This window comes from Nocardia sp. NPDC051756 (genome assembly GCF_040681495.1).
Taxonomy (GTDB): domain Bacteria; phylum Actinomycetota; class Actinomycetes; order Mycobacteriales; family Mycobacteriaceae; genus Nocardia.
In genome coordinates, this window is the sequence record NZ_JBFAYV010000015.1 from 145,046 (window position 1) to 158,442 (window position 13,397).

General features: G+C 68.3%; 13 protein-coding genes and 1 pseudogene. 10 read left to right on the forward strand and 4 right to left on the reverse strand.

The window, feature by feature from the left end:
- Positions 1 to 45: 45 nt before the first annotated feature.
- From AB0M22_RS42050 to AB0M22_RS42070, 5 genes are all read left to right on the forward strand, one after another.
- Complete coding sequence (locus AB0M22_RS42050; RefSeq protein WP_364738809.1) at positions 46 to 690, forward strand: TetR family transcriptional regulator; 645 nt, start codon at positions 46 to 48, stop codon at positions 688 to 690.
- Positions 691 to 696: 6 nt separating this feature from the next.
- Positions 697 to 2,118 carry an adenylosuccinate lyase gene (gene purB / locus AB0M22_RS42055; RefSeq protein WP_364738811.1) on the forward strand — a complete coding sequence of 474 codons (1,422 nt, stop codon included), beginning with the start codon at positions 697 to 699 and terminating at the stop codon, positions 2,116 to 2,118.
- Positions 2,119 to 2,182: 64 nt separating this feature from the next.
- Positions 2,183 to 2,641: a hypothetical protein gene (locus AB0M22_RS42060; protein ID WP_364738812.1), complete on the forward strand. Its 459-nt coding sequence runs from the start codon at positions 2,183 to 2,185 to the stop codon at positions 2,639 to 2,641.
- A gap of 375 nt (positions 2,642 to 3,016) precedes the next feature.
- Positions 3,017 to 3,439: an HIT domain-containing protein gene (locus AB0M22_RS42065; protein ID WP_364738814.1), complete on the forward strand. Its 423-nt coding sequence runs from the start codon at positions 3,017 to 3,019 to the stop codon at positions 3,437 to 3,439.
- Between the two features lie 125 nt (positions 3,440 to 3,564).
- Positions 3,565 to 4,524 (forward strand): alpha/beta hydrolase family protein, encoded by a 960-nt coding sequence (locus AB0M22_RS42070; protein WP_364738816.1) that lies wholly within the window; start codon positions 3,565 to 3,567, stop codon positions 4,522 to 4,524.
- A gap of 26 nt (positions 4,525 to 4,550) precedes the next feature.
- Here AB0M22_RS42070 and AB0M22_RS42075 read toward each other — a convergent pair whose 3' ends face one another.
- On the reverse strand, positions 4,551 to 5,216 hold the full coding sequence (locus tag AB0M22_RS42075; RefSeq protein WP_364738818.1) for a response regulator transcription factor: 666 nt from the start codon (positions 5,214 to 5,216) through the stop codon (positions 4,551 to 4,553).
- Positions 5,213 to 6,418 carry a histidine kinase gene (locus tag AB0M22_RS42080; protein ID WP_364738820.1) on the reverse strand — a complete coding sequence of 402 codons (1,206 nt, stop codon included), beginning with the start codon at positions 6,416 to 6,418 and terminating at the stop codon, positions 5,213 to 5,215. Before AB0M22_RS42080 ends, AB0M22_RS42075 begins: the two co-directional genes overlap by 4 nt.
- A 167-nt stretch (positions 6,419 to 6,585) precedes the next feature.
- Here AB0M22_RS42080 and AB0M22_RS42085 point away from each other — a divergent pair, with 167 nt between their 5' ends.
- Entirely contained in the window at positions 6,586 to 6,819 is a 234-nt protein-coding gene (locus AB0M22_RS42085) for a hypothetical protein (RefSeq protein WP_364738822.1), read from the forward strand.
- 93 nt (positions 6,820 to 6,912) lie between these two features.
- Here the strand turns inward: AB0M22_RS42085 and AB0M22_RS42090 are convergent, their stop codons facing one another.
- Positions 6,913 to 8,001 carry an alkene reductase gene (locus AB0M22_RS42090; protein WP_364738823.1) on the reverse strand — a complete coding sequence of 363 codons (1,089 nt, stop codon included), beginning with the start codon at positions 7,999 to 8,001 and terminating at the stop codon, positions 6,913 to 6,915.
- A 47-nt stretch (positions 8,002 to 8,048) separates the two neighbouring features.
- On the opposite strand from AB0M22_RS42090, the gene AB0M22_RS42095 reads away from it, so the two are divergent.
- The 3 genes from AB0M22_RS42095 (at position 8,049) to AB0M22_RS42105 (ending at position 11,496) form a co-directional block, all read left to right on the forward strand.
- The gene (locus AB0M22_RS42095) at positions 8,049 to 8,432 is read left to right on the forward strand and encodes a MerR family transcriptional regulator (RefSeq protein ID WP_364738825.1); all 384 of its coding nucleotides are present in this window, start codon (positions 8,049 to 8,051) and stop codon (positions 8,430 to 8,432) included.
- Between the two features lie 88 nt (positions 8,433 to 8,520).
- Positions 8,521 to 10,695, forward strand: coding sequence for a S9 family peptidase (locus AB0M22_RS42100; RefSeq protein ID WP_364738827.1), 2,175 nt, complete (start codon positions 8,521 to 8,523; stop codon positions 10,693 to 10,695).
- 99 nt (positions 10,696 to 10,794) lie between these two features.
- On the forward strand, positions 10,795 to 11,496 hold the full coding sequence (locus AB0M22_RS42105; protein WP_364738829.1) for a DUF2334 domain-containing protein: 702 nt from the start codon (positions 10,795 to 10,797) through the stop codon (positions 11,494 to 11,496).
- A gap of 6 nt (positions 11,497 to 11,502) precedes the next feature.
- Here the strand turns inward: AB0M22_RS42105 and AB0M22_RS42110 are convergent, their stop codons facing one another.
- On the reverse strand, positions 11,503 to 12,900 hold the full coding sequence (locus AB0M22_RS42110) for a glutamate decarboxylase (protein ID WP_364738832.1): 1,398 nt from the start codon (positions 12,898 to 12,900) through the stop codon (positions 11,503 to 11,505).
- A 246-nt stretch (positions 12,901 to 13,146) separates the two neighbouring features.
- On the opposite strand from AB0M22_RS42110, the pseudogene AB0M22_RS42115 reads away from it, so the two are divergent.
- Positions 13,147 to 13,397: pseudogene (locus AB0M22_RS42115) on the forward strand (dipeptidase); the annotation flags it as partial.

The following is a 13,397-nucleotide window of genomic DNA, read 5'->3' on the forward strand; positions in this document are numbered from 1 at the left end:
CTGATTTCCCCTGGAAGAACTGATGACGACTGGCACGATGGCACGGTGATCACCGCGACGACCCCGAAAGGCGAACGGCGTCGCCAGGCTTTGGTAGCTGCCGCCGCCGAGTTGTTGCTCGAAGGCGGGTTCGAGGCGGTGCGGCACCGGTCGGTCGCGACCCGCGCCGATCTTCCGCTGGCGTCGACCACCTACTACTTCGAATCATTGGAAGATCTGATCGCGCGCGCGGTCGAGTTCAGCGGCAACGTGGAACTCGACGCGATGCGCCGCCGGGTCGGCGAGGTGAGCCACCGCCGCCGCGGTGCCGAGGCGACCGTCGATCTGGTGCTCGATCTGCTGGTCGGCGTCGACGGGCAATGGCACGACGAGGGCGCGCGCGGGCAGTTGATCGCCCGGTACGAGCGATCGGTCGCGTCCGCGCGCCACCCCGAGCTGCGCGAAGTGCAGCTACGTCTCAGGGCTCAGCTCGACGAGTTGCTCGCCGATGTGTTGCGCCGCTCCGACCGATTAGTCCGTCCCGAGCAACTGCGCAGGCTGGTCGCGGTGGTCGACGGCGCGGTGGTCGCGGCCCTCACCGAATTGGAGCCGGAACCGCGCCGAATGGCCCGTGGTGCGCTGCTCGAGGTGATCGACATCGTCGCACCGGCGACGCCCCAGCAAGTGGACCGTTTCCGCGCATTAGACTGACCAGACGTGAGCCTTGTCCCGAACGTCCTCGCCACCCGTTATGCCAGTCCGGAACTGGTGCGGCTGTGGTCGCCCGAACACAAAATCGTGCTCGAGCGGCGGCTCTGGCTGGAGGTGTTGCGGGCGCAGTCCGAGCTCGGCATCGAGCTGCCCGCGGGCGTGCTCGACGATTACGAGCGGGTGATCGACCAGGTCGACCTGGCCTCGATCGCCGAGCGTGAGCGGGTCACCCGGCACGACGTGAAGGCGCGCATCGAGGAATTCAACGCGCTGGCCGGGCACGAGCACGTGCACAAGGGCATGACCAGCCGCGACCTCACCGAGAACGTGGAGCAGCTGCAGATCCGGCTCTCGCTCGAGCATGTGCACGCGCACGGCATCGCGATCGCGGCCCGGCTCACCGAGCGGGCCGCCGAATATCAGACGCTGGTGATGGCGGGGCGTTCGCACAATGTCGCCGCGCAGGCCACCACGCTCGGCAAGCGGTTCGCCTCGGCGGCCGACGAGCTGCTGATCGCGCTGACCCGGGTGCGCGAGCTGATCGACCGGTACCCGCTGCGCGGCATCAAGGGGCCGATGGGCACCGCACAGGACATGCTCGACCTGCTCGGCGGCGATCCGGCCAAGCTGTCCGAGCTGGAGCAGCAGGTGGCGCGGCATCTCGGCTTCGCGACCGTGCTCACCAGCGTCGGCCAGGTGTATCCGCGCTCGCTCGACCACGACGTGCTCTCCGCGCTGGTCCAGGTCGGCGCCGGTCCGTCGTCGTTCGCCCACACCATCCGGCTGATGGCCGGAAACGAGCTGGTCACCGAGGGCTTCCAGCCCGGCCAGGTGGGCAGCTCGGCCATGCCGCACAAGATGAACACCCGGTCCTGCGAGCGGGTCAACGGCTTGCAGGTGGTGCTGCGCGGCTACGCCTCGATGGGCGCCGAATTGGCCGGCGCGCAGTGGAACGAGGGCGACGTCTTCTGCTCGGTGGTGCGCCGCGTCGCGCTGCCGGACGCCTTCTTCGCCATCGACGGCATGATGGAAACCTTCCTCACCGTGCTCGCCGAATTCGGCGCCTACCCCGCCGTCATCGCCCGCGAACTCGACCGCTACCTCCCCTTCCTCGCCACCACCCGCATCCTCATGGCCGCGGTCCGGGCCGGCGTCGGCCGCGAAACCGCGCACGAGGTCATCAAGGAACACGCGGTGGCCGTAGCCCTCGCCATGCGCGAACAAGGCCGCGAACCCGACCTGCTCGATCGCCTCGCCGCCGACGACCGCCTCCCCCTCGACCGCCCCGCCCTCGACGCCGCCCTGGCCGACAAGTCCGCCTTCATCGGCGCCGCCGAAGCCCAGGTCTCCGACGTCATCGCCGCAGTCCAGAAACTGGTCGACCAGAACCCGGCCGCCGCGAACTACACGCCCTCGCCAATCCTGTAGGGAGAGTGGCCGTTTCGCTGCGAATTCGCTAGCAGGTGTCATAGCTGACCGGTATCGTCCGGCGGTGGCCATTCACGCATTCGTGGACGAGTCGATTCGTCGCGACCGCTACATCCTTTGTGCTGCCTTGATTCCGCCTGGTCGACTGTCCGCCGCGCGGTCTCTGGTCCGTGGTCTGTGCCTACCCGGTCAACGGCGCTGGCATTTCGCCAAGGAGCCGGACAGTCGACGCAGGCAGATTCTCGCCACCATGGCGGGGCAAGAAGGTGTTCGCGTCGCGATATTCGTGGGGCGCGGTGTCGAGGTGCACGCGCGCGACAACTGCATGGCCCGACTGGTGACGCACCTGGTGGACCTGAAGGCGGAACGACTGGTGATTGAATCGCGAGAGAGCTTGGACCATCGCGATCGGCACTGCATCGCCAGGGTGCTGCGCAAAGCGTCGGCGGATCTGCCGTATGTACACATGCCGCCGCACTGCGAACCCGGTCTGTGGTGGCCGGACGCCGTCGCATGGGCGTAGGGCGCTGGCGGGGTGTGGAAGGCGATGGTCGCACCATTGGTGCAGGACGTCTACGAAGTAGAGAAGCCCCGTAGATAGCGCGAAACCCGACTGCTCACCGTCCGGAGAGGAGCCGGGTCCACTTCTTCCCGCTAGTGCCGGAAGCTGTCTTCACGCTACTGCACCGGTTGCTTGGCGGCTACGAAATTGCACGGCCCGGAGGTCCGCTTCCTCCAGCCGTGCGGAGGTAAGGCGCGGTACCCGGCTTCCCACCGTCCGGTGACGAGCCGGGCCCACTTCTCCCGGCTAGTGCCAGGAGCTGGGAGTAAGTATGGGGCGGTTGGGGTGATGGCGGTATCGAATTTCTGGGCGGGGTGGCGGGCTAGGGTTTCGGGCGTGAATCCGTACACGATTTTTGCCGAGATCATTGCTGGGCGGGCCGAGGCCAGCCGGGTGTATGAGGACGATGATGTGTTGGCGTTCATGGATATTCGGCCGATGACGCCGGGGCATGTGCTGGTGGTGCCGAAGGTGGCGGCGCGGAGTTTGGCGGAGTTGGATCCGGTGGTCGGGGGGAAGTTGTTTCAGGTGGGGCAGCGGGTGGCGGCGGCGTTGCGGGTGAGCGAGGTGGGGTGTGACGGGGTGAATTTCTTTCTGGCCGACGGGGTGACGGCGGGGCAGGAGGTGTTCCATGTGCATCTGCATGTGATTCCGCGGACGCCGGGGGACGGGTTCGGGTTGCGGGGGCGGCCGACCAGTCCGCGACGGGCGGATCTGGACTATCTCGCCGGGTCGATTCGCGGTGCGCTGGGCCGCTGAGCGGCGGTATCGGATTGCGTGCCGGATGATTTGCTGGATAAAAGCCGGAGGGCAAGGTCACTTCCGTAATAATTCGTGGTGAGCTACCTTTGAAGCCGTTGTGATGCGGTGATGGAGGTGTGACCATGCGTCGAACACCAGTTGCTGTGGCAGTGCTGACCGTGGCGCTCGCATTAGTGGGTCCCGCGGTCATCGGACCTGCGCAGGCCTCGGCCGCGCAGATCGAGCGGGTGGACAACCTGACCCCGACGCGCGCCGCCGTGTTCATCGATTCACCGGCGATGGGCCGGACGGTGCAGGTTCAGGTGCTGCATCCGGCCGGCGGCGGCCCGCGACCCGCGTACTACCTGCTGGACGGGCTCGATCCCGGCACCAGCCAGAGCACCTGGACCAACGCCACCGACGCCGAGCGGTTCTTCGCGGGCGCCAATGTCAATGTGGTGCTGCCGGTCGGCGGCGAGGCCAGCTACTACACCGATTGGCAGCGGGACGACCCGAAGCTCGGCCACTACGGGTGGGAGACGTTCCTGACCGAGGAGCTGCCGCCGCTGATCGACACCCGGTTCAACGGTAACGGCGTCAACGCGATCGGCGGACTCTCGATGGGCGGCAACGCGGCCTTCATCCTGGCCGCCCGCAATCCATGGCTGTACCGCGCCGTGGCCGGCTACAGCGCCTGCCCCGACACCGGCCTGGCGATGGGCGCGGTGATGTTCTCGATCGCCAACCGCGGCGGCAACCCGATCAACATGTGGGGTCCCCCGGGGAGTCCGGCGTGGGCCGAGCACGATCCGGCGCTACTGGCAGAACGCTTGCGCGGCAAGACGATCTATCTGTCCAGCGGCACCGGCATCCCCGGCCCGCACGAGACGGAGATCAAACCCCAACTGGCGGAGAACATCTTCCTCGGCGGGCCGGTCGAGTTCGGCGTCAACGCCTGCGTCGTCTCGTTCGAGCAGCGCCTGCGCGGGCTCGGCATCCCGGCCCGAGTCGACTACAGCGCCACCGGAACTCACTCCTGGTCCTACTGGCAGGACACGCTGCACGCGTCCTGGTCGACCATCGCCCCGGCCATCGGCGCCTGAATCCATAACGCGCGCAGCGAGATTCTCTAGTCCCGCCCCGCGTTGAGCACGACAATCGCGATCTGGACCCGGTTTTCGGCGTCGAGCTTGGTGAGCAGCCTGCTGGTGTACGACTTCACGGTGGCGATGCTCAGGTGCATCTCCTTGGCGATATCGGAATTGGACAGGCCGCGGCCGATCGCCTCGGCGATATCGCGTTCCCGCTCGGTCAGCGTCGTGAGTGCGGTGCGGGCGCGTTCGCGGGCCGCGTCCGCCGTGCTCGGCCCGGCGGTGGCGACCGAAATCAGTTGCGCGGTAACGCTCGGCGAGAGCATCGGCCGCCCCGCCGCCACCTGCTTGACCGCGGCGACGATATCGGCGGGCGGGGTGTCCTTGAGCAGAAAGCCGTGCGCGCCGATGCGCAACGCCCGCAACACCATGTCGTCGGCGTCGAACGTGGTCAGCACCAGCACGCGGGGCGGGTCGGGCCGGCTCAGCAGTTCGCGGGTGGCGTCCAACCCGTCGCGCACCGGCATCCGGATGTCCATCAGCACGATGTCGGGCGACTGCTCGGCGATCACGGCCAGCGCTTGTTCGCCATTGGCGGCCTCGCCGACCAGGTCCAGCTCGGGATCGCCGCCGAGAATCATCGTCAGCGCCGAACGGGCCAACGGCTCGTCGTCGACGACGATCACGCGGATGCGTGCGGTCATCTGTCGCTCGTCGCGACGACGGCGGGCCACGGCAGCACGGCCCGCAACCGGAAGCCGCCGGTCGAATCGGGCCCATAATCCAGTGTGCCGCCAACCAATTCGGCCCGTTCGGCGAGTCCGAGCAGACCGTAACCGGAAGACGGCAGCGCGAGTCCCGGCTGCCGCGGCGCGGAATTGCCGACGTCGACGATCAGGTCCTGTCCCGGCCCGCCATCGATTCGCACCCGGACCGCGGCGCCGGGAGAGTGCTTGCGCGCGTTGGTCAGTCCCTCCTGGGCGATGCGATACGCGGTGCGCGCGCTGGTCGCCGGAAGGTCGTCGGTGGTGGTGTCGGTGATCGACACGTCCATCCCGGCCGAGCGCGCCTCGTCGACCAGCCGGGCGAGGTCGGCCAGCGTCGGCTGCGGCGGTTCCGGGGTGCCGGTGAGCGAATCATCGCTGGTACGCAGCACTCCCAGCACCTCGCGCAGTTCCTGCAACGCGAGATGCGCGTTCTCGGCGATGGTCTTCGCCGTCGCCGCGGTCTGCTCCCTGGTCAGGTCGGTGCGGAAACCGAGCGCACCGGCGTGCATTGCCACCACCGAAATCCTGTGCGCCAGCACGTCGTGCATCTCCCGCGCGATGCGATTGCGTTCCAGCAGCCGCGCCTCGGCGGCCCGCGCGTGCTGTTCCCGCTCGGCGGTCTCGGCGCGAGAGCGCAACGACCACACCAGATCTCGCCGCGCGCCGACCGCGAAGCCGATCGCGACGATGGTGGCGATGGCGGCGGTGATCACCGCCGGTCCGATCCAATAGGGTTGCAGGTCGGTCTGTTTCGGATAGATCACGCTATCGGTGAGTAGACCCGTGCCGATGCTGACGATGGCCAGCGCGGCGGTCTCGGCGTAGCGCCGCCGGGTGGCCAGCGAACAGAGCACCAGCGCCGCCGCACCGTTGGCGGTCACCGATGCGGTGGACGCCACCGTGACGATCGCCGCGATGGTCACCGGATACCGGCGTCGCAGCAGCGTGAGCAACATGCACGCCACCCCGAGCAGCGGATCCCCGATCTGGAACCAGATCAGCAGCGCACCGTCGATCGGCGCCATCTCGCCCCGGGTGGAGGACCACGCCACCAGCCCGATGAGAATCACCGCCGTCATCCGCCAGGCGTGCGACCACAGCCGAAGCGGCGGCGCCGACGAGAGCGGATCGGTGGGCATGACGCGACTGTAAGGGCCCGTGGACCGCCCGCGCATCGGCCTGCAGGGCGAATTCGGATCTACCAAAGGATGAACCTGCTCGCCGACCGACGGCCGATGCGCGATGACCTGACCCGGGACAACCATGAGTACGTCGCTACCGGGCAAGGTCGGAAATGGAGAGTGTGATGGGCAAGAACGCGTGGGTCGGATTGCAGATCGTCGGCATGGTCTTGCTGGTCGCGTCGGCCCAGGCGGTCATCCGCCTGCTCATCGATCACCGCAAGTCCCAGGTGTGGGGCCTGCTCGACTGGGTGCCGGGCGGCTGGGGCGGTCAGCTCGCGGTGCTCGTCGCGCTGGCCGCGGTCGGCGGGGTGCTCGCCGAACGGTCGAACAACAAGGTGAAGCTGCTCGAAGCCTGATGCCCGCTGGGGGTAAACCCCGAGGCCGCGCACGAATCGTCCTACTGCGCACCTGACTGCTGTCCGGGGCAGGACGATTCGTGCGCGCCGGAGTCAGTGGGACGCAACGGTGGCAGGCTCCCACTCCGGGTAGTCGCTGTACCCCTCGGCGGTGCGTCCGTAGAGCAGATGCTCGCGGATCGGGGCGAGCGGCAGGTCGTGGGTGATGCGATGGACGAGATCCGGGTTCGAGATGAACTGCCGGCCGAACGACACCAGGTCGGCGACGCCGGACCGCAGCACGCTCTCGGCCGCCTCCGCCGTTGTCGCCGTACGGTTTTCGCCGACATTGGCGATGAGGGCGCCGCGCCAGCGCGGCCGGAGATCGGCCAGCGCGGAGTAGGTGTCGTTGTCGGTCAGGTGCAGGTAGGCCAGGCCGCGACCGTCGAGTTCGGTGACCAGCGCGCGATAGAGCGGTGCCGGATCGGCCTCGAACATATTGAACTGCGGATTGCCGGGGGACAGCCGGATGCCCGTGCGATGCGCGCCGATCTCCGCGGTCACGGCGTCGACCACGGCCAACGGCAGCCGCATCCGGTTCTCGATCGATCCGCCGAATTCGTCGGTGCGCAGGTTCGTGTTGTCCGCCAGGAACTGATGCACGAAATAACTGTTGGCACCGTGGATTTCGACCCCGTCGAAGCCCGCGGCGATGGCATTGCGCGCGGCGCGGGCGTGGTGCTCGACGGCCTCGTGGATATCGGCCCGGTCGAGCGCTGCGGGGGTGATCGGGTCGGCCTTGCCGCCCGCGATCAGGTGCACCCGATCCTCGTCCAGCACCGCGGACGGACCGGCCGGCCAGGACCCGTCGATCCGGGCCCGCGGGTGTCCCTTGCGCCCGCCGTGCATCAGCTGCGCGAAGATGCGCCCGCCGTTCGCGTGCACGGCCTCGGTGACCCGCCGCCACGCCGCGACATGCTGTTCGGTTTGCAGCCCGGGCACCCAGGCCTCGCTCTGCCCGGTGGAATGCGGCCAGATGCCTTCGGTCACGATCAGCCCGGCCGCCGCCCGCTGGGCGTAGTAGTCGGCGACGTCGCTGGTCGGCGAGCCGTCGGGCAGTGAACGCAGCCGGGTCATCGGGGACATGACGATGCGGTTGGGCAGGGTGCGGGCGGGATTGCGGTATTCGGTCAGCAGCAACATTCCTGTACCGTAAAACCTGACATCAATGTCAGGTCAAGGAGCGATTTGTGCGCATCGGTGAACTGGCCGAGCGGACCGGCGTCAGCGTCCGGTCGCTGCGGTATTACGAGACCAAGGGCCTGCTCGGCTCGGAACGAACCTCCGGCGGTCAACGCGAGTACCCGGAGGCGGCGGTGGACCGGGTCCGGCGCATCCAGGAGATGTTCGCCGCCGGCCTGCACAGCGACACCGTCGGCGAGCTGCTGCCCTGCATCCACGACGTGGACGGCACGCCGAACGCGGCCGCCACGCCGTTCCTGGTGGAGCGGCTCACCGGCGAACGCGAGCGGATCGAACAGGCCATGCGCGACCTGCAACGCACTCACGACGTGCTGGACAGCGTGATCCACGCCGCGTCCGGCGCCGAGCCGCGCCCGGAGGGCAAGGGCTAGACCGGATTCGGCGAGGTGCGGCGGCTCGAGCAGGGGTGTTGCCGGGTCCTGGCGGGACGGGCGGGGTCCGCGCCGCTACGGTGGAGCCATGGCTCTCGACAGCGGTACCGGAACGATCTCAGACCTCGACGGGGTGACGGCGCCGATCGCCAAGACGGTGCCCACCGAACGCGTGCATCACGGCGACGTGTTCGTCGACGAGTACGAGTGGCTGCGGGACAAAGAGAACCCCGAGGTCATCGCGCACCTAGAAGCGGAGAACGCGTACACCGAGGCGCAGACCGCGCATCTGGCCGGGCTGCGCGACTCGATCTTCGACGAGATCAAGGGCCGTACCCAGGAGACGGACCTGTCCGTGCCGACCCGGATGGGCGACTACTGGTACTACTCGCGCAGCTTCGAGGGCAAGCAGTACGGCGTGCACTGCCGCTGTCCGATCGCGGCCGACGCCGAGGGCATCGACGCCTGGACCCCGCCGCAGCTGGAGGCGGGCACCGAGGTACCAGGCGAACAGATCCTGCTGGACAGCAACGTGGTGGCCGAGGGCCACGACTTCTTCGCGCTCGGCGCGTTCTCGCTCAGCCACGACGGCAACCTGCTCGCCTACTCCGTGGACACCGTCGGCGACGAGCGGTATGTGCTGCGGTTCAAGGACCTGCGCACCGGCGAGATGCTCGCCGACGCGATCGCCGAGACGGCGCCCGGCGCGACCTGGTCGCTGGACGGCACGCACGTCTTCTACCAAACGGTGGACGAGTCCTGGCGGCCCGACACCGTGTGGCGGCACCGGCTCGGCAGCCCGACCGCGACCGACGTGCAGGTCTTCCACGAGCCGGACGAGCGCTACTGGGTGAGCATCACCTCGACCCGCTCGGAGAAGTACCTGATGATCTGGGTCGGTTCGAAGATCACCACCGAGGGCTGGGTGCTCGAATCCGACGATCCCGAGGGTGAATTCCGGGTAATCCTGCCGCGCCGCGAAGGCGTCGAGTATTCCGCCGAGCACGCGGTGGTCGGCGGCGCGGATCGGTTCCTGATCCTGCACAACGACGTGGTCGACGGGGTGAAGGCGGAGAACTTCGTGCTCGCCGACGCGCCGGTCGCCGACCCGTCGGACCTGACCCTGCTGATCGAGCACCGCGACGACGTGCGGCTCGAAGACGTCGACGCCTACTCCGATCACCTGGTGCTGAGCTACCGGCGTGAGGCGCTCACCCGGGTCGCCGTGTGGCCGCTGACCGAGAGCGGATACGGCGAGCGGCGCGAGCTGGACTTCGATCTGGAACTGTTCGCGGTCGGCGCGGGCGCCAACCCGGAGTGGGCGCAGCCGACCCTGCGCATCGGCCTGACCTCGTTCATCACGCCGGTGCAGGTGTTCGACTACGTGCCGGCCACCGGCGATCTGCTGCTGCGCAAGGAGCAGCCGGTGCTCGGCGGCTACGACGCGAACGACTATGAGCAGCACCGGGATTGGGCGATCGCCGAGGACGGCACCCGGATCCCGATCTCGCTGGTCTGGAAGAAGGGGCTGGCGCTGGATTCGCCGAAGCCCATGCTGCTCTACGGATATGGCTCCTACGAGGCGAGCATGGATCCGTCCTTCTCCGTCTCCCGGCTCTCGCTGCTCGATCGCGGCATGGTGTTCGCGGTCGCGCACGTGCGCGGCGGCGGCGAGATGGGCCGGCTCTGGTACGAGAACGGCAAGACGCTCACCAAGAAGAACACCTTCACCGACTTCGTTTCCTGCGCACAGCATTTGATCGAGACCGGGAAGACCTCGGCGGACCGGATGATCGCCGACGGCGGCAGCGCGGGCGGCCTGCTGATGGGCGCGGTGGCGAACCTGGCGCCGGAGCTGTTCGCCGGCATCCTGGCGAACGTTCCGTTCGTCGATCCGCTCACCTCGATTCTCGATCCGTCGCTGCCGCTGACCGTCATCGAATGGGACGAGTGGGGTAACCCGTTGGCGGACAAGGACGTCTACGACTACATGAAGTCCTACGCCCCGTACGAGAACGTCGAGGCCAAGGACTACCCGGCCATCCTGGCGATCACCAGCCTCAACGACACCCGCGTGCTCTACGTCGAACCCGCCAAGTGGGTCGCGAAGCTGCGCGCCACCAAGACCGGGGACGCGCAGCTGCTGTTGAAGACGGAGATGAGCGCGGGCCACGGCGGGGTCAGCGGCCGGTACGAGAAGTGGAAGGAAGTCGCCTTCGAGTACGCGTGGGTGCTGGACCGGGTCGGTCTCGCCGACGCGTAGGTCGTGACGGGAGGCCCGGCGAGAACGTGTGTCAAGGTGTTCGTCGCCCGGTCATCCCGCCTGCACGCCCAGTACATCTGCCCCTGGCACCGTTAGTTCATGAACGCTGAGCTGGTCGTATCCATTTCCGGGATCCGGGACACCACTCGGGACGCGGCGATCGAGTTCGCCGCGGAGCTCGATCAGCGCGGTGTGCCACTGTCGCTGCTCGTGGCGCCCCGGTTGAAGGGCAAGTACAAACTGGTCGAGGATCCCGCGACGCAGGCGTGGTTGCGCGGTCGCCGGGCCCGTGGCGACGCGATCGTGCTGCACGGCTACGACCAGGCGGCGACCAAGAGCCGCCGGGCCGAATTCGCCACGCTGCCAAGGCATGAGGCGCGGCTGCGGCTCATGGCGGCCGATCGGGTGATGGAGCGGGTGGAGCTGCGCACCCGGCTGTTCGCCGCGCCGCGCTGGGACGCGTCGGCGGGCGCGATCGAGGCGCTGCCCGAGGTCGGCTTCCGGGTCGCGCTCGGCCTGACCTCGATCCTGGACCTGGAACACAATGTGGCACAGAAGGTTCGGGTGTACGGGATCGGCGAGGGCTTCCGCGCCGAACCGTGGTGGTGTCGGGCCCTGGTGATGGGCGCGGCCCGGACCGCACGCCGCGGCGGCATGCTCCGGCTCGCGGTGTCGGCCGCGCAACTGGAACGTTCCGGCCCGCGCCAGGCCATGCTCGACGCCGTAGACCTCGCGCTGTTCCACGGCGCGACCGGCACCGTCTACCGGTGGGAACCGCCCGCCATCGCGCGCGCGGCCTGACGAGGCTCAGGCAGGCTCGATCTTCCGGCTGGGCACCGCGGCCCGCGCGCTGTGCGTGAATCCGCCCGCCTCCTGTTGGGTGAGCGAGGTCGAAAACGGGTGCTGCACCAGCTGTTTCATGCATCGGGCGAAATCGGCCAGTAGCAGATCGGCCATGTCGACGGTGAAGCCGTCCCGGATCACCGCCCGCATGATCGTCTCGTCTTCTCGGTCAGCGGGTAGCGGATAGGCGGCGATCAGCCAGCCCCGGCTGCGCAGCCGATCCGACAGGTCGTACAGGTTGAACCCGGGATCGCCGGTCAACCGCCACGCCACCGCGGTGATGCCCCGTCGCGGATCACCGTCGTGGATCAGCTCGAACGGCCCGAGTTCGCGCAGACCCGCCGCCAGATGCTCGGCCGCGCCGTAGATGGCCGACTGCACGCGGGTGTATCCGGTGCGGCCCAACCGGATGAACTCGTAGTACTGCGTGATCGCCTGCCCACCCGGCCGGGAGAAATTCAGATTGAAGGTGCCGATGCTGCCGCCGAGATAGTCCACGTCGAAGATCAAGTCGGCGGGCAGGTCGGCCGCCTCGCGCCAGATCGCCCAGCCCACGCCCAGCGGCGCCAGCCCGGTCTTGTGCCCCGAGGCGTTGATCGACTTCACCCGCGGCAGCCGGAAATCCCACACCAGATCGGGCGCGGTGAACGGGGCGAGGAAGCCGCCGCTGGCGGCGTCGACGTGGATCGGGATATCCAGCCCGCTCGTCTCCTGTAATTGGTCGAGCGCGCGACTGATCCCCGCGACATCCTCGAACAACCCGGTGAAGGTCTGCCCGAATGTGGGCACCACCATGATGGTTCGTTCGTCGCAGTGGGCGGCCACGTCGTCCGGATGCATGGTCAGCCGGTCCCCGCGCAGCGGAATCTGCCGGATCTCGACGTCGAAATATCGCGCGAACTTCTCCCAGCAGACCTGCACCGGCCCGCACACGAAATTGGGTGTGCCGGTGCCGCCGCGCTGCCGCCAGCGGAACTTGGCGGCCAGCCCGCCGAGCATCGCCGCCTCGCTGGACCCGGTGGTCGAGGTGCCGTGCGTGCCGGCCGGATCGGGGGAGTGCCACAGGTCGGCGAGCATCCGGACGCAGCGCCGCTCGAGCTCGGCGGTCTGCGGGTATTCGTCCTTGTCCACGATGTTCTTGTCCAGCGACTCGACCATCACCTTGCGCGCCTGCTCGTCCACCCAGGTGGTGCAGAAGGTGGCCAGGTTCATCCGGGAGACGCCGTCGAGCATGAGCTCGTCGTGCACGATCTCGTAGGCGACCTCGGCGAAGAGCTCGCCCTGCGGGAACCCGCCTTTGGGCGCGACCCGGCTCATGCCGGGCAGGGCGAACAGGTCGTCGGAGTCTGCGCTTGTGGACATCGGATTACCTCCGCAGTGTCGGCTCGCGTGCTGGCGTCACCCCACACAACCACACCCATCCGGTGTGGTCGCCGGAAGTCGGGCGACACGAACTGCTCGGTCGACTAGATTTCCACCGTTGTACTGGACGGTTCGTGCCAGGGTGGAACAGCGGCGTTATCGGCCGCGCGACGACGAAGAAGTGAGGCGCTGGCATTGACTGACGATTCCCGCACCGCAGAGCTGCGCGCGAAGGTGGCCGCGCTCATGCCGCAGGCGAAAACCGATCTGACGCAGCTTGTTTCGTTCAAGTCGGTGGCCGATCCGCGGCAGTTCCCGCCGGCGGAATGCGAACGGGCCGCGCAGTGGGTCGCGGACGCGTTCGTCGCGGCCGGGCTGACCAGGGCGGGCCTGCACGCGACACCGGACGGCAGCAAGGCCGTCATCGCCGCCCGGCCCGCCCCGCCCGGCGCGCCGACGGTGCTGCTGTACTGCCACTACGACGTGCAGCCGCCGCT